Origin of the sequence: Ochrobactrum sp. CGA5 (genome assembly GCF_006345815.1) — a bacterium.
Lineage (GTDB): Bacteria > Pseudomonadota > Alphaproteobacteria > Rhizobiales > Rhizobiaceae > Brucella.
The window spans coordinates 499,178-514,651 of record NZ_VCIG01000005.1 but is presented as its reverse complement, the minus strand read 5'-3'; the positions used below and the strand labels follow the sequence as shown (position 1 = coordinate 514,651).

Here is a 15,474-nt window from a genome sequence, read left to right as displayed (position 1 = left end):
CCGTTCTCGACCGAAGCGTACCAAAGCGGGGCAGGCTGGCTCAAAGCGAAACCTTGCCAGACCGCCACATACGTGAAATCGGATAATCACAGCAGGTTGGACGTAGGACTATCGGATTGTGGTTGGGCAGGTACGGTGGTGCTTTTTCTGACACGATGGTTGTGCTAACGGCGAGTTATCTGCCGTAACAGCCTTTATTCGTTTCTAGGTTCACCGAAACTGGCATAGATATCCGCTCTCGTCTGCGGCGCAGCGGAAATGCCACGTTTGCGTTTAGACGCCACCGTTTGGTTGATTTGGACAGTACCTCTCTCAAAGGCCAGCGAACATCCCGCAAGATAAAGCAGCCAGAGGCGCGCTTTCGGATAACCGACTTCTGAAACGGCTTCGTTGAAGTTGGAATAAAGTCTTTCACACCATACCTGGCAAGTGCGACCATAATGTTCCCGTAGATTTTCGACATCGTGAACCTCAAAACCGTACCGTTCTAGGTTCTCTATGGTCATTCCAAGATGATCGAGTTCTCCACCGGGGAAGATATACTTCACTAGCGCCTTATGCTCTGCGCTTTTACGTTTGAATGATTTCTTGTCTTTCTTCATGCGCCGTGTGATTGCGTGGTGCATGTAAAGCCCACCGGGGCGTAGAAGCCGATTCACAGCACTGAAATAGCTGTCGTAGTTGGCGATTCCGACATGCTCGAACATTCCCACAGAAGAAATCTTGTCGAACTGACCGTCTAGTTCTGTATAGGATTTGACGTGGATGGTAATCCTGTCTTCAAGTCCTGCCTGTTTTATCTTTTCGCGGGCCAGCGCAGTTTGCGCATCTGACAGAGAAACACCGGTGCCCACAACACCAAAGTTCTGCGCTGCATAGATCAGCAGCGCACCCCAGCCACAGCCTATATCCAGAAGGCGATCCCCGGACTTCAAACGCAGTTTACGGCAGATGAGTTCCAGCTTGTCGCTTTGAGCCTGATTGATATCGTTGGCCCAGTCGGTAAAGTAACCGCAAGTATAAACCATCCTTTCATCGAGAAATAAACGGTAGAATTCGTTGGATACGTCGTAATGATGGGTAATCGCTTCCTTGCTCGACCCGCTAACGAAAGGCTGTTTGCCGTTGAGGGCGGGGCGAGCATCGACTTTTCCGGCGAACAGAAGAGCTGGAAGATCCTTCAGTAGTTGCCACTTTGGCAGCTCTTTCAACCTGTTCTTCACACTCCCGTCGGTTTTTGCTTTGGCGAGATCGAAGATGGTGCCATTGCGGATATCGACACGACCGGATGTCCAGATATCGATCAGGGAATCGTAGTTGGGCTTAATGAGCAGCTGACGAACAATCGTCGGGTCATTGATTACCAGTGACGGACCATCGAACGCACCGAAGCGAGTACCATCCCATAACTCGACGTTGAACTGAGGACGCAGTGTTTCAACGACTGTCCGGATAATGCGAACGGACTTGGCTTCAACTGACATGAGTGCCTCGCTATCGAGATTTCAGGTAACCTTACGCATAGACCCTAACTTAAAGTATTGATGATTGCAGTCATAAAATCGTGATAATCATCGGCATGTGTTCTATAGAAAAAACACTCAATATGCAGGATTGCATGCGTAACGCGTTTAGGTCAAAACAACCCCGTTGACTTGCTATCAGGAAAAGGAGCAGCCGATGACTATGCTTGCGAGTACAATTCGGTGCCCGCAATATTCTCGGCGGCATCCTGTACTCTGATTTTTTCTACAGACCTGCATGCGCAAGAAGCGTGGGGCGCAGAGGTTTCAATGGAGATCGCTGAGACGTCGCATCATCCTGCACCAGCAACAGGCACCTTCGGACAGACGCAGTTCATTCTGAGTGGAAGTCCTATTGTCCCTCCACGCGACTACGCTAAAGGTTTGGAGACGCCAAATCCTGATGAGTATGAACCTACTGAGTCCGGCACGATTTTTGATATCGTTTATTTGGGCCTTGTCGACGGCAGAATGCGTTTCGAGATCCGCGGTTATACCGCAACCGATTTGCAAAATCCCGATACAGGACAAATCGTTGATTTTCCGGTCGGGCAACCGTCCATCGAAATCAGAAACATCCACATTGACGTGGATGCTGCAGCCCCAGGAAGCCCGACTTACAGGGCAAGCAGGGTTTCTGAAGCTTCTAGAAACTAATTCTCCGGTGTGTCCCAGCCCGGGTGCACACCCGAACGTATATTGCCCCAAGTTGGATCAATGTCGTGATACTCGTGATAAAGTCTGACGATGATGGCAGCCACAAGGAAAGCCGCGCACAAAGCCAGTATGCTCTTAAAGAATAAATCCGGCTTCAAGCCTTACCTCGCTCTTCTTAAAATCGGCCATTAGTATTTGTATCCGTACGGATTGGCATTGTCCTTAAACGACGTTGTCGAAAGAAAGTTTCGTTTAATGTGGCATTGTTGAGAAGTGCCTGCCGTGCCGATTTGTGAAACCATAGAAATAGCGGATAAGAGCTTGTGAATCGACGAGCTGAAAATATTGTGTCCTTAACGACGTGACGAGGCGAACGGCATGGAATTTCCTCGTGATCTCGAAGACGCGGCCAGAAGTTTGTGGCTAGAAATCTCCGAATCGAAGAAAAATGAACCTGTTGATATGATCGCGCTGGCTCTCCTCCGGGAGAGGCAGCGATGCGCAACAATAGCACTTTGCTTATTTGATGACGAAGAATGGTCAGATGAATACCGGATGGCAGGTGGGCTGGCCGCAGATGCAATACTCACAGGCAATAAAAACAGTTCAGATTAGAGCGGTGGTTTGCACAGGTGAAGCTTGTAGTAGAGAGAAACGGAACAGAATGGTAGTGGTGCGTTTCGGAGTAGGGGTTGTTTGCCTGCTGTCAGTGCTTTTGCTTGGATGCACAACATCTCCGCAGAATTATGCAGCTTCGCTTTCAACACGTGATGTTAAGTGGCAGTCGTTGCCGTGTGAAGAAATTCGTGCCGAGGCTGTTAACTATGAGGCCAGAGAAACAAAAGTTTCCGATCTTGCCCCTGGACTTCTCATTGGTCCATATGGCTTGGGTATCGCGGCGGCAATAAAAGAGAACGATGAGAAACGACGAAAGGCGTTCGTTCGCGAGATGCATCTGCGTTGCTCAAGCGCGCCTCTTCCTAGGGAACTTGAAAGCACACCAAGCGGGACCAGTCAGTCAAATCGGGCTGATACATTTCGATAGTTAGTCTAGGTTCACACGTCATTACTGTGCGTGGGTGGCGTCCTCACGGGTGAGTTAGAATTCCTGAGTTTGTAGCCGTAATAGCGTTGCAGGGCGGCGTTGGAACGATTCTCTAAATCATATAATGCCGGAGAAGGCGCAGGGAAGACCCTCCGCATGGCCTCCAGTTGCTTGATGCCATGCGGAGGGTAGACTGTATGATGCCGCGGTCACTAGCCTCATCTGTGCCGCGGTCGATAGAAGTAGACACCAGCGGACTTTGTCTATCAAACAGTGATCTGTTCTATAGAGCGGACAGACAAAATTAAATGTCTGAAAGCAATCACATTGAGTCGCGTACGCGCTCCCATGCCTTGGTCAAATGCCGACCGAGTACTTCGGACAGCCGGGCCGGGTCGCGGGCTTCCAGAGCCTCGATCATTTCTTCGTGCTCGGATACCGCTGCCGCCCATTTCTCGGCGCCCTCATGGGCGATGAAACGAATTCGCTTTAATCGTGTCTGCAGCATCTGGTGAATGTCTGTCAGCGTGGCGTTCTTGGCAAGACGAACGATGGCGAGGTGAATCTGCTGGTTCAGTTTGTAATATTGCAGTCGGTCAGCATGCTTGTAGCGCTCGATCATTTCATCGTGCAGCGAACGAACCAGGGCGATTTCCTGATCGCTAGCAAGCTCGCAGGCGAGTTTACCAGCAAGTTCCTCAAGCGTACGCAGAACGGTGAGCATGTCTCTGACATCAGATGCACTAAACCGTTTCACAACAGCGCCGCGGCTTGGAACAAGCTCCACCAGTCCCTCACTGGCCAGATACTTGATAGCCTCACGCAGCGGTGTCCGAGACACACCCAGTTGCTCTCCGAGTTGACCCTCATGCAGACGGGTGCCAGGTTCCAGCTGCCCTTCAATAATCATGTCGCGCAGATGGTTGACAAGCATATCGTGCAAAGCTGTGCGCCGGAACGCTTGTGAGCCGTCTGCGGCGTGATCGGGTTTTTGAATTTCGTTCATCGGCCTTTTTCTCAAAGAGTGAGCTCGAATCCTCTCCTCTACATTTTAGGTGAGGATGGCTGGCCTGCTCTCAATCGTCAATATAAAAGACTGCATACAGAATACAAAATACTTGCGCGTTACGATAAGCTATCATATGCATGCTGCATACAGAATGCAGACGAGGAGGACTCTAATGACCGGTACCGGCTCTGAACCAAGCGTAATTGCACTTGCGATGGGGGATCCGGCTGGCGTCAGTCCTGAGCTGACAGCGCGTTTGCTTGCTTTGCCGGATGTCCAAAAAGAGGCGCATATCATCGTCTTCGGTGATCGCCGCATTCTCGACGAAGGAGCACATATCGCGGGGGTTAAGCTTGATCTGCAGGATGCCACTTTCGAAAATGCATTTAGCATGTCGGTCGACAAGCATGTCTTCGTTGATTTGAAGAATCTCGATCCGAAGGATGTTGTCCGTAGTGAAGCCACATTGGTTGGGGGGACCTTCGCAACGCAAAACTTTCGTATTGCGTTAAAGTTTGCCGATGCTGGACACGCAAAGGCTGTCTGTTTCACGCCGTTCAACAAGCAGGCGATGCGATTTGCCTATCCGGGTTACGACGACGAAATCCGCTTTGTTGCCGATGTGTTGAATTTCTCGGGTAAGGTTCGCGAGTTCAATGTGCTGGAGAAGGTCTGGAATGCACGTGTGACGTCGCATATTCCGCTCAAGGATGTAGCTTCGGCTTTGACCGTTGAGGGAATTCTTGCTGAGCTTGAGTTAGCTTGGATATGCCTGAAGAAGGCAGGATACGACAATCCAAGGATTGCGGTGGCGGGACTCAATCCACATGCCGGTGATGGTGGCAGCTTTGGCATGGAAGAAATCGACATCATAGAACCCGCAGTAAGGGCGGCGAGGGTCAAAGGGTTTGACGTCGACGGCCCGTTCCCGGCGGATACGGTGTTCCTGCGGGCCCTGAAGGACGGCTTTCACGCGGTGCTGACCATGTATCACGATCAGGGGCAGATCGCGATGAAGCTGATGGGCTTCGATAAAGGGGTAACAATGATGGGCGGATTGCCGTTCCCGCTTTGCACTCCCGCCCATGGCACCGCTTACGATATTGCCGGGAAGGGTATCGCTGACGTAGGGGCCACGCGCGAAGCGATCCTGCTCGCGGCACGAATGGCCAAAAGAGCAGCTACACTTTCAGACGCGGCCTGATTTTCAGCATTTTTGACACTATCGGCATGGGAGGAGGCCCATGCCGCTTAACTGGGAGGATAGACCATGAAGAAGTTTTTGCACATTGCATGCATGACAGCAGGAGTGGCAATAGTTACGTCATCTGCTCTGGCATTCGAGCCGACGCGACCCGTAGAGTTCGTAGTGACGGCCGGGCCCGGTGGCGGTACGGATATTTTCGCACGTACGATCCAGTCGATCATCGGTAAGTATGACCTGATGAGTGCACCAATCGTCGTCACAAACAAGGGCAACGCCGGCGGAGCTGAAGGCTTCGTGTATACTGCGGGCTATAAGGGCGATCCATATAAGCTGGCTTTTGGCACGAACAACGCTTACCTTTTGCCGGTTCGCGCCAAGGTCCCCTATAAATCGGCGGATCTGGTTCCAGTCTCGGCGCTGGCGTCGGATGAGTTTATTCTTTGGGTCAGTGGAAAATCCGACTTCAAAACAGCCGCAGAGTTCATCGCTAAGGCGAAAGATGATGCGGGTATGAAGGTGGGTGGCAGCCAGTCCAAGGATGTAGATCAGATTCTGACGTCCATGATCAATGATGCCACGGGCGCGAAACTCGGCTATATCCCGTTCAAAAGCGGTGGTGAAGCTGCTGTCCAGCTCGCTGGCGCACACATCGCGGCCAACGTCAACAATCCGAGTGAGAATCTTGGGCAATGGCAGGCAGGCATGGTGAAGCCGCTTTGCGTCTTCAAGGGGCAAAAGCTCAAGGGCGACGGCAAGGTTGCTGGTGATATGGGTTGGAGCGACATCCCGACATGCAAGGAAGCTGGGATCGCAATCGAAAATTACTCCATGCCACGCACCGTATGGCTTCCGGCAGGCGTAGATCAGGACGTTGTCGATTATTATACCGGAGTGCTCAAGAAGGTTTCCGAGACACCGGAATGGGCGAAGTATCTTGCCGATAGTTCCCAATCTGCTGCCTATATGAGCGGTAATGAACTCACATCCTTTATCAAGAACGATGAAACGGCGGTAACGGCTGTACTGAAGCGTGAAGGCTGGCTTGCCAACTGACGTCTTGTGCATTCATGCAGGCGTCGTTGGCGTCTGCATTATTCATCGAAGGAGCTCATACCATGAGTGAAAAAGGTGAGGGTGGAGTTTCCCGCTTTGTCATAGAGGCGGCCGTTGCTCTCGTGACAGGAGCGCTGGGAGCGGCGGTTTGTTATGGTTCACAACAGGCCGGTACAGGTTGGACGGAAATGGGGCCGGATGCAGGTTACTTTCCGTTCTATATCGGACTGCTGATCATGTTCGGAAGTGCGTTCAATTTCGCGGTGGCATTTATAAAACATCGCGGTAGCGGGGAAGTCATTGTCGAATTCTCCCGGCTGAAATCGGTTCTCGGTTTTGCCTTGCCACTGGTTGCCTTCGCTGCCATATCGACGGTTCTGGGGCTTTATGTTGGTACGGCATTATACATCGCTGGAGCAATGATGTTTCAGGGACGTTACACGTGGTGGGCTTCGTTGCCAGCCGGCATTGCTGTCTCCCTCTTCTTTTTCGTCATTTTTGAAATCGGCTTCAAGGTTCCGCTCCTTAAAGGCCCGGTCGAGGCTTTCTTCGGCATTTATTGATACCGGAAAGTCCGATGTCTTTGGAGGAAAGACATGGAAAACTTCAGTCTCTTGATGGATGGCTTTGCCCACATACTCAGTTTCAATCATGTTCTGCTGATGATACTGGGTGTGACGCTTGGAATTCTGGTGGGTGTCCTGCCGGGATTGGGCGCGCCCAATGGCGTTTCCCTGCTTTTGCCATTGACATTTACGATGGACCCCATCTCCGCGATTATTCTGCTCTCCTGCATGTATTGGGGGGCATTGTTCGGCGGATCGACCACATCCATTCTGTTCAATATTCCAGGTGAGCCTTCTTCTGTTGCCACCACTTTCGATGGATATCCGATGGCGAAGGCCGGACATGCGAGCCGCGCCCTGACGCTGGCATTCGTTTCGGCTGGTATCGGAGCACTGGCTGGCGTGGTGATGATTACACTGCTTTCGAGCTGGGTCGCCAATTTCGCCCTGCGGTTTTCATCGCCTGAATATTTCGCTGTCTATTTTCTGGCTTTTGCCAGCTTCATATCGATGGGCGCTCAATCGCCCTTCAAGACACTCGTTTCCATGATGATCGGGTTTGCCTTTGCTTCGGTGGGCATGGACACGATCTCCGGCAATTTGCGCCTGACATTCGAAATACCGGAACTCATCAAAGGTATTTCCTTTCTGATTGCCGTGATGGGCCTGTTCGGAATCGGCGAACTGTTGCTGACGACGGAGGAGGGGCTACGCTTTGATGGCATCAAGGCACGGGTGCGTCTCGGTGAGATTGGGCGTACGCTTCTGGAAATGCCGCGCTACTGGTTTACGCTTGCACGATCAACATTGATCGGTATCTGGATGGGCATAACGCCAGCCGGGCCAACGGCTGCATCCTTTATGAGCTATGGCGTGGCTCGCCGCTCTGCCCGCGATAAATCGAAGTTCGGCAAGGGGGACCCACGTGGAATCGTGGCACCTGAAACTGCCGACCATTCTGCTGGCACATCGGCGCTTCTACCCATGCTGGCACTTGGTGTGCCTGGTTCGGCTACCGCTGCTGTGATGATGGGCGGCCTGATGATCTGGGGCCTCACTCCCGGGCCGACATTGTTCACGGATCGCCCGGATTTTGTCTGGGGTCTGATTGCGTCCATGTATCTCGGCAACATTGTTGCCGTCATACTGGTGATTGCGACCGTACCGCTCTACGCATCGATTCTGCGTGTACCGTTCTCGATCATCGGTCCGATCATTGTTGCGGTTATTTTCTCAGGCGCTTATCAGGTCGCCAACTCGATAACCGACGTCTGGCTGGTGATTGCGTTCGGTATGCTCGGCTATATCTTCAAGAAGCTCGACTATCCGCTGGCACCATTGGTTCTTGCCATGGTTCTTGGAGACAAGGCAGAGGATGCATTTCGTCAGTCGATGATGATGTCCGGCGGCGAGCTTTCTATATTCTGGTCGAACGGCCTAGTTGCGTCGCTGATGACGCTCGGTGTCGTTCTGCTCGTTTCACCAGCCATCTTCTGGGGCATTGGTAAACTGCGTGGCCGGAAATCTGAAGTTCCTTCCCGTAGCGGCAATACGGCCTGATTTCTATGGATTACGCAAAAGAGCAGGAATGTGAATTGAAACAGACCACTTCCAAATGGACACGCGAAACCTGGCCAATTGCTGCAGCAATGATCCAGTATCCCAATATGCTGCCGGATGGCAGTTCGGTGCAGGACCAGTCGGCGGAAGAATGGGGCAGCACTTTATCTGATGTTGCGGATGCAGGGTTTACCGAACTCGATCCCACGGACAGTTGGTTGCGACTGGCGGATTTATCCCCCACCCGTCTCAGTGAGTTTACAGCAGTCATCAAATTGCTCGGCTTTTCTATTCCGGCGATTTCTACTTCGCGGCGCAGCGTGATTGATGCGCGACATGGCGACGAATATCTGGCCTATGGGCACAGGGTGATCGATACGGCAAAGGAAGTTGGTGCGAGCTATGTTTCCTTTGGGCTTTTTGAGCCGCTGACGGAAGCGCAGAAACAGGCATTATGGTTCTGGACGGTTGACGGTGCGAAAAACCCGGACGATCCTGCTGTTTGGAACAAGGCTGTCGAGCGAATTCGCGAACTCGGTCGTCATGCAGAAGAGCTTGGTATAGAGCTGTCGCTTGAAATGTATGAAGATACTTACCTTGGCACCGCAGACAGTGCGGTTCGTTTTGTCGAGGAAGTCGGCCTTGATAATGTTGGGATCAATGCCGATCTGGGCAATCTCATTCGTCTGCACCGTCCGGTTGAGCACTGGCAAAGGATGATGGAGAAGGTGGCGCCCTATGCAAAGTTTTGGCACGTTAAGAACTACACCCGTATAGAGGACCCAACCTCGGGTGTCATTGTTACACACCCTGCTCCTCTGGAAAGCGGGATCATTAATTATCGTGCAGCAATCAGAATGGCGCTGGATTATGGATTTGCCAGTCCGTTCTTGTGTGAACATTATGGCGGCGACGGGCTTTCCGTTTCGGCTACAAATCGCGACTACCTGCGCCGCATCCTACCACGCGGCTAATGAACCAGATCAAGGACGGTTTCAATGACGACGATTTTCGACGCACCGGAGGAATTTGCCCCAACCGCTCTTGCGGGGTTTGCCAGTATCTATAAACGCTATGTTCGCCACGTGCAGGGCGGCGTGGTTCGTTCCACAAAGGTGCCTGAAGGTAAGGTCGCAGTGGTGGTTGGGGGCGGCTCAGGCCACTACCCTGCATTTGCCGGATATGTTGGACCAGGCCTTGCAGATGCGGCGGTTGCTGGTGACGTATTTGCTTCTCCTTCAACGGCGGCGGTGGCACGTGTCTGTCGGCAGGCGCATAAAGGCGGCGGCATTCTGTTAGGCTTCGGTAATTACGCCGGGGATGTTCTTAATTTCGGCGTTGCCGCGGAACGTCTGCGTGCTGAAGGTATCGATGTTCGCATCGTGCCCGTTACCGACGATGTGGCCAGCGCTCCCGCAGATATGCATGAGAAGCGGCGCGGAATTGCCGGTGATCTGGTCGTATTCAAGATTGCCGGTGCGGCTGCTGAAGCCGGCTTGTCACTGGATGAAGTCGAACGCCTTGCTCGTTATGCCAACGCTAACACCGTTTCCTTCGGTGTTGCCTTCAAAGGCTGCACCTTGCCAGGTGCTCCGCGACCGCTCTTTACCGTACCGGAAGGTCAAATGGCGCTTGGTCTCGGTATCCACGGCGAACCGGGGATCAAGGAAGAGTCGATTTTGCCCGCCTCCGATCTGGCAAGTCTGCTGGTGAAGCAACTTCTGGCAGAACGCCCTGAAGGCATACGGAAAGTTGGCGTTATCCTAAATGGCCTTGGCGCGACAAAATATGAAGAACTGTTTGTCCTGTGGACGGCGATTGCGGCGCTGCTGGAAAAAGCCGGCCTCAATGTCATCGCACCGGAAGCGGGCGAGTTTGTCACTAGCCTCGACATGCAAGGTTGTTCGCTGACACTCCTCTGGCTCGATGATGAACTCGAGCGCTACTGGACGGCAGCTTGCGATACTCCGGTTCTGCGTCGGGGCGAAGCGATTGCAGTTGTGCCTGCAGACGATATCACTGCCGATGAGGATGCGGTCCACGATTATGCTCAAGCGGATGAAGCCGGGCGCGCTGGCGGCGTTTGCATTCAGGGTATATTGCACGCCGTTGCCGATGTATTGGCCGAGGCTGAAGAAGAACTGGGGCGCATTGATGCCTTCGCCGGCGACGGCGATCACGGGCAGGGCATGCGACGAGGCTCGACAGCTGCAAAGGATGCGGCTGATCTGGCCGTCAAGGCTGGGGCAGGGACCGCAAGCGTACTAGCTGTTGCCGGCGATGCCTGGGCAGATCGGGCCGGAGGAACATCTGGAGCTCTGTGGGGGCTTCTATTGCGTTCATGGAGCGTAGAGTTGGGCGATAATGGCAACATTAATGATGGTGCAGTTGTTCGCGGCGGCAGGCGCGCGCTCGATGCCGTCACAACTCTTGGCCGCGCGAAACCCGGCGACAAGACATTGGTGGATGCGTTTGTTCCGTTTATAGAAACGCTCGAAAGCGCGTTTCTATCTGGTAAGTCGCTGGTCGATTCTTGGAATATAGCGGCTGAGGCAGCAAAGGCCGCGGCCGAAGCGACAGCGCCACTCGCTCCGAAACTCGGTCGGGCTAGACCTCTGGCGGAAAAGAGTATCGGTCATCCCGACGCGGGAGCCATTTCGCTTGCTCTGGTTGCTGAAACCATCGGCAATAAGTTGAAGAACTGAATGGTATATTTCGGAGACTGACTTGATGTCAGTCTCCTGACAGGCATCAAGCAATTGTTTGATTGGCAATCAGGCCGAGAGGATTTGGTAGAAGTTGTCGAGTTTCCCTGGTTTCGATTGAGCTACAATCATCACCAGTTTTTTCTGGTCGAATACTCGGAACCAGTCTTCCCATTCCACGACTTCCAGACCGCCAGCATCCAATGGCCGTTCGACATCAGCAACGAATTCCGGCTCGAATACAATTCGCAGGACCGGCGCTGCATCAGGATCCGCTGACGTGCTGACAAATACCGGATTTCCATTGCGAGCGGCCACCCAGTCCCGAATGGCTTCATGCGTATCAAGGGTAAGAGTTTCACTCATCGAGAAGATTCCTCCGGTTTCTATGATTCAGCGCATCTTTGTTTCGAATGGCCAGTATCGGCTATTTGCTATAGTACTCAGATAGGCCCGTTAGAGCTTCTGAAAAGATGCTGCTGGGTTAACTTTCTTAGAGAATCCGCAATTGGGGTAAAATCTTTCAGCCTATCCTGTTGACGACGGCTTTGCGTTCATTCATGTCGTAAACCGACTATCTGCTGTCACAGCCTGGAAATCCCCAAAATGACTGAACGTCTCTCTCTCGCACGCGACCGCATCAATGTTCTTCTACTGGAAGGCATCAACCAAACAGCCGTCGACTACTTCAAAGCTTCCGGTTACACCAATGTCACGCATCTGCCGAAGGCGTTAGACAAAGTCGATTTGATGGAAGCGATTTCGTCGGCGCATATCGTCGGCATTCGTTCGCGGACACAGTTGACTGAGGAGATTTTTGCCACGGCTAACCGTCTGATTGCTGTCGGGTGTTTTTCGGTTGGGACCAATCAAGTTGAGCTGAAAGCTGCACGCAAGCGCGGCATTCCGGTCTTCAATGCGCCATTTTCAAATACCCGTTCAGTCGCAGAACTGGTTATCGGCGAGATCATTATGCTGATGCGCCGGATTTTCCCACGCTCCGTATCCGCTCATGCCGGCGGTTGGGACAAGACGGCGACCGGTAGCCGCGAAGTGCGCGGTAAGACGCTGGGCATCATCGGTTATGGCAATATCGGGTCCCAGGTCGGCAATCTGGCCGAAAGCCTCGGCATGACCGTGCGCTATTTCGATACGTCCGACAAGCTGCAATACGGCAATGTCAAACCGACCGCGAATCTCGACGAGTTGCTGAGGATTTCGGATGTCGTGAGCCTGCACGTGCCATCCAACAAATCGACTTCTAAGCTGATTACTGAAGCGAAACTGCGCAAGATGAAGAAGGGAGCCTTCCTTATCAATAATGCACGCGGTACGGTTGTCGATCTGGAGGCCTTGGCGAGGGTTCTACAGGAAGGTCATCTTGCAGGTGCTGCTATCGACGTCTTCCCAGTTGAGCCGGCTTCCAATAACGACAGGTTCGTTTCCCCGATTCAGGGCCTAGAAAATGTCATTTTAACGCCGCATATCGGTGGATCGACAGAAGAAGCGCAGGAACGGATCGGTTTGGAAGTCACCAGAAAGCTGGTCGAATATTCAGATGTCGGTTCCACGCTTGGCGCTGTCAATTTCCCACAAGTCCAACTGCCGCCGCGCCCCACGGGCACACGCTTCATGCACGTGCATGAAAACCGTCCGGGAATCCTCAACAGCCTCGTTAATGTTTTTTCCACGCATGACATCAACATCGCCAGTCAGTTTCTGCAAACCGACGGCGAAGTAGGTTATCTTGTGATGGAAGCAGATGGCGTTGGTGAGGCCAGCGAAACAGTGTTGCAGGCCATTCGGGAAATTCCCGGAACTATCCGCGCCCGTTTACTCTATTGAGCGAATATCGCAGTGCTGGTTATTTCTTGCTCTGCTATTTTTCATAACGTTTAAGCTGGTCTATTTAATGCTGATGGCAAACGGTGACTGGGGCTTCCGATTTCTCGGTCTCCCCGTCACTGTTGAGCTCCTGACAGCCAACTGCGATGCGGGTGTGACCTCATCGAAAATGCCCGGCATAGAACGCTGCCTTCCTACCGACGCGGTTTCCTCCGAAGCCCAAGTGGTTTCTGAATTTACGTAGAATATTAGGCTTGGTCTTGTAGGTAGATTCTAAAACTATTTTGAACATTCAGGGCGTAGTCCAATAGGAATTAAGATGCAGAACGTATCGCGTCGGATGTGATAAGTATTTGATTTATAGTTGCTTATCTCGACAGAGATGCGATAGTCGATCTAAATCGATTAAATTCACAGGTTTTATCTATCTTAGGATATTGACACCCAGGCAGGGTTTGAGCCTATGCTAAGGCCACATCTTGTCATACGGATAGTGTAGGTCCATAAAAGACAACGTTGTCAATTGAGATGAAGCGGCGTAAGAGTGGAATGCAACTTTCAGGAAACGCCGTGACGATTGGCCGAACACAGGTGAAAGCGGGAGCTTTCGCATCGTATTGCGGCAGTGAATAGGAGGGGCGGCTGTGTGGAGCAGCCGGTTCCGGGTCTGTGCTGAGAATGTGCAGATGGGAATGAAGGGACGGATCGCCGTGCGGGAGTAATATCTTGTCCGGATATCCGACGGTTCTAGTTTCGTTTGTTTCTACGGGAGGTAGACATGCAAAAATTTTTAAATCTCGCAGCGATGGGGGCGACCGCTTGTGCTCTGCTTGCTGGAATGGCACCGGTTGCCAATGCACAGGACAAGCAGAATGTTGAAGTGCTGCACTGGTGGACCGCAGGCGGTGAAGCTGCCGCGCTTGATGTTCTCAAGAAGGACCTTGAAAAGAAGGGTATTAGCTGGACCGATATGCCGGTCGCTGGTGGCGGCGGTACAGAAGCTATGACGGTTTTGCGCGCGCGCGTTACGGCGGGCAATGCGCCGACAGCAGTGCAAATGCTTGGCTTCGACATTCGCGACTGGGCGGAACAAGGTGCCCTTGGCAACCTGGATGAAGTCGCTAACATGGAAGGTTGGGAAAAGGTTATTCCGGCTCCCTTGCAGGAGTTTGCCAAGTATGACGGCCACTGGATTGCTGCTCCAGTCAATGTTCACTCCACCAACTGGATGTGGATCAACAAGGCAGCACTCGACAAGGCTGGCGGCAAGGAGCCTACCAATTGGGATGAATTGATCGCTTTGCTCGATAAGTTCAAGGAACAGGGCATCACCCCGATCGCTCATGGCGGCCAGCCTTGGCAGGACGCGACAATTTTTGATGCGGTCGTCCTGTCTTTTGGCGCTGACTTTTACAAGAAAGCTTTTATCGATCTCGACCCTGAAACGCTCGGCAGCGATACGATGAAGCAAGCTTTCGACCGTATGACGAAACTGCGATCCTACGTTGATGACAATTTCTCTGGTCGCGACTGGAATCTCGCTTCCGCAATGGTCATTGAAGGCAAAGCTGGCATTCAGTTCATGGGCGATTGGGCGAAGGGCGAATTCATCAAGGCCGGAAAGAAGCCAGGTGAAGATTTTGTCTGCATGCGCTATCCGGGTACACAGGGCGCTATCACCTTCAATTCCGATATGTTTGCTATGTTCAAGGTCTCGGAAGACAAGGTTCCCGCACAGCTTGAAATGGCATCGGCGATTGAAAGCCCGACATTCCAGTCGGCGTTCAATGTGGTGAAGGGCTCCGCTCCGGCTCGGACTGACGTTCCAGACACTAACTTTGATGCTTGCGGCAAGAAGGCCATCGCCGATGAAAAGGAAGCGAGCGAGAAGGGCACGATGCTGGGCTCCATGGCCCATGGCTATGCCAACCCGGCTTCAGTCAAAAATGCAATTTACGACGTCGTAACACGTCAGTTCAATGGCCAGCTTTCTTCGGAGGACGCTGTGAAGGAACTCGTGTCGGCTGTCGAAGCTGCCAAGTAATAGCACGAGGCGTCCGGGATTTTTCCCGGACGCTTTTTACTCCGGGCGTTCTGGATATGGAACGCGGATTTGAAAGTGCTGGCGGCAACGGCCAGAATCAAAACATCAATTGCATGATTTCGGTCTGCATGTTTCCATCGGAAATTGCAGCAGGCTGAAGGTATTAAGTGCATCCGGCTCGTCGTAGTACAGTAGCACCGGATTGCCAATCAAACTGATGTCCGGCCCCTTCGCCTGATAATTGGCGTAGCAACCGGCGG

The 15,474-nt window shown here is 52.6% G+C and carries 13 protein-coding genes; 10 read left to right on the top strand and 3 right to left on the bottom strand.

The window, feature by feature from the left end; all coding sequences use genetic code 11:
- Nucleotides 1-194: 194 nt before the first annotated feature.
- The gene (locus FJQ48_RS07090; RefSeq protein ID WP_139974473.1) at nucleotides 195-1,484 is read right to left on the bottom strand and encodes a cyclopropane-fatty-acyl-phospholipid synthase family protein; all 1,290 of its coding nucleotides are present in this window, start codon (nucleotides 1,482-1,484) and stop codon (nucleotides 195-197) included.
- Nucleotides 1,485-1,793: 309 nt separating this feature from the next.
- Here FJQ48_RS07090 and FJQ48_RS07085 point away from each other — a divergent pair, with 309 nt between their 5' ends.
- Both FJQ48_RS07085 and FJQ48_RS07080 read left to right on the top strand, forming a co-directional pair.
- The gene (locus tag FJQ48_RS07085; RefSeq protein ID WP_247870305.1) at nucleotides 1,794-2,180 is read left to right on the top strand and encodes a hypothetical protein; all 387 of its coding nucleotides are present in this window, start codon (nucleotides 1,794-1,796) and stop codon (nucleotides 2,178-2,180) included.
- Nucleotides 2,181-2,558: 378 nt separating this feature from the next.
- On the top strand, nucleotides 2,559-2,795 hold the full coding sequence (locus FJQ48_RS07080) for a hypothetical protein (protein WP_139974471.1): 237 nt from the start codon (nucleotides 2,559-2,561) through the stop codon (nucleotides 2,793-2,795).
- Between the two features lie 752 nt (nucleotides 2,796-3,547).
- Here the strand turns inward: FJQ48_RS07080 and FJQ48_RS07070 are convergent.
- Nucleotides 3,548-4,231, bottom strand: coding sequence for a GntR family transcriptional regulator (locus tag FJQ48_RS07070; RefSeq protein ID WP_139974469.1), 684 nt, complete (start codon nucleotides 4,229-4,231; stop codon nucleotides 3,548-3,550).
- 175 nt (nucleotides 4,232-4,406) lie between these two features.
- Between FJQ48_RS07070 and FJQ48_RS07065 the strand changes: the two genes are divergently transcribed.
- The 6 genes from FJQ48_RS07065 (at nucleotide 4,407) to FJQ48_RS07040 (ending at nucleotide 11,325) form a co-directional block, all read left to right on the top strand.
- Complete coding sequence (locus FJQ48_RS07065; protein ID WP_139974468.1) at nucleotides 4,407-5,438, top strand: 4-hydroxythreonine-4-phosphate dehydrogenase PdxA; 1,032 nt, start codon at nucleotides 4,407-4,409, stop codon at nucleotides 5,436-5,438.
- Between the two features lie 93 nt (nucleotides 5,439-5,531).
- On the top strand, nucleotides 5,532-6,494 hold the full coding sequence (locus FJQ48_RS07060) for a tripartite tricarboxylate transporter substrate binding protein (protein WP_247870328.1): 963 nt from the start codon (nucleotides 5,532-5,534) through the stop codon (nucleotides 6,492-6,494).
- A gap of 62 nt (nucleotides 6,495-6,556) precedes the next feature.
- On the top strand, nucleotides 6,557-7,057 hold the full coding sequence (locus tag FJQ48_RS07055) for a tripartite tricarboxylate transporter TctB family protein (protein WP_139974466.1): 501 nt from the start codon (nucleotides 6,557-6,559) through the stop codon (nucleotides 7,055-7,057).
- 33 nt (nucleotides 7,058-7,090) lie between these two features.
- Nucleotides 7,091-8,620 (top strand): tripartite tricarboxylate transporter permease, encoded by a 1,530-nt coding sequence (locus tag FJQ48_RS07050; RefSeq protein ID WP_139974465.1) that lies wholly within the window; start codon nucleotides 7,091-7,093, stop codon nucleotides 8,618-8,620.
- Nucleotides 8,621-8,625: 5 nt separating this feature from the next.
- Nucleotides 8,626-9,594: a sugar phosphate isomerase/epimerase family protein gene (locus tag FJQ48_RS07045; RefSeq protein ID WP_139974464.1), complete on the top strand. Its 969-nt coding sequence runs from the start codon at nucleotides 8,626-8,628 to the stop codon at nucleotides 9,592-9,594.
- 24 nt (nucleotides 9,595-9,618) lie between these two features.
- Nucleotides 9,619-11,325, top strand: a complete 1,707-nt coding sequence (locus FJQ48_RS07040; RefSeq protein WP_139974463.1) for a dihydroxyacetone kinase family protein — start codon at nucleotides 9,619-9,621, stop codon at nucleotides 11,323-11,325.
- Between the two features lie 69 nt (nucleotides 11,326-11,394).
- Here FJQ48_RS07040 and FJQ48_RS07035 read toward each other — a convergent pair whose 3' ends face one another.
- Nucleotides 11,395-11,691, bottom strand: coding sequence for a hypothetical protein (locus FJQ48_RS07035; protein ID WP_139974462.1), 297 nt, complete (start codon nucleotides 11,689-11,691; stop codon nucleotides 11,395-11,397).
- 240 nt (nucleotides 11,692-11,931) lie between these two features.
- On the opposite strand from FJQ48_RS07035, the gene serA reads away from it, so the two are divergent.
- Together serA and FJQ48_RS07025 are read left to right on the top strand one after the other, a co-directional pair.
- Nucleotides 11,932-13,170: a phosphoglycerate dehydrogenase gene (gene serA / locus FJQ48_RS07030; protein ID WP_139974461.1), complete on the top strand. Its 1,239-nt coding sequence runs from the start codon at nucleotides 11,932-11,934 to the stop codon at nucleotides 13,168-13,170.
- 778 nt (nucleotides 13,171-13,948) lie between these two features.
- Complete coding sequence (locus FJQ48_RS07025; RefSeq protein WP_139974460.1) at nucleotides 13,949-15,214, top strand: ABC transporter substrate-binding protein; 1,266 nt, start codon at nucleotides 13,949-13,951, stop codon at nucleotides 15,212-15,214.
- The last annotated feature ends 260 nt before the right edge of the window (nucleotides 15,215-15,474 follow it).

Excerpts from the sequence above, each read along its gene's own strand:
- FJQ48_RS07090 (WP_139974473.1), bottom strand. The coding sequence starts at position 1,484 with ATGTCAGTTGAAGCCAAGTCCGTTCGCATTATCCGGACAGTCGTTGAA.
- FJQ48_RS07085 (WP_247870305.1), top strand. The coding sequence starts at position 1,794 with ATGGAGATCGCTGAGACGTCGCATCATCCTGCACCAGCAACAGGCACC.
- FJQ48_RS07080 (WP_139974471.1), top strand. The coding sequence starts at position 2,559 with ATGGAATTTCCTCGTGATCTCGAAGACGCGGCCAGAAGTTTGTGGCTA.
- FJQ48_RS07070 (WP_139974469.1), bottom strand. The coding sequence starts at position 4,231 with ATGAACGAAATTCAAAAACCCGATCACGCCGCAGACGGCTCACAAGCG.
- FJQ48_RS07065 (WP_139974468.1), top strand. The coding sequence starts at position 4,407 with ATGACCGGTACCGGCTCTGAACCAAGCGTAATTGCACTTGCGATGGGG.
- FJQ48_RS07060 (WP_247870328.1), top strand. The coding sequence starts at position 5,532 with ATGACAGCAGGAGTGGCAATAGTTACGTCATCTGCTCTGGCATTCGAG.
- FJQ48_RS07055 (WP_139974466.1), top strand. The coding sequence starts at position 6,557 with ATGAGTGAAAAAGGTGAGGGTGGAGTTTCCCGCTTTGTCATAGAGGCG.
- FJQ48_RS07050 (WP_139974465.1), top strand. The coding sequence starts at position 7,091 with ATGGAAAACTTCAGTCTCTTGATGGATGGCTTTGCCCACATACTCAGT.
- FJQ48_RS07045 (WP_139974464.1), top strand. The coding sequence starts at position 8,626 with ATGGATTACGCAAAAGAGCAGGAATGTGAATTGAAACAGACCACTTCC.
- FJQ48_RS07040 (WP_139974463.1), top strand. The coding sequence starts at position 9,619 with ATGACGACGATTTTCGACGCACCGGAGGAATTTGCCCCAACCGCTCTT.
- FJQ48_RS07035 (WP_139974462.1), bottom strand. The coding sequence starts at position 11,691 with ATGAGTGAAACTCTTACCCTTGATACGCATGAAGCCATTCGGGACTGG.
- serA (WP_139974461.1), top strand. The coding sequence starts at position 11,932 with ATGACTGAACGTCTCTCTCTCGCACGCGACCGCATCAATGTTCTTCTA.
- FJQ48_RS07025 (WP_139974460.1), top strand. The coding sequence starts at position 13,949 with ATGCAAAAATTTTTAAATCTCGCAGCGATGGGGGCGACCGCTTGTGCT.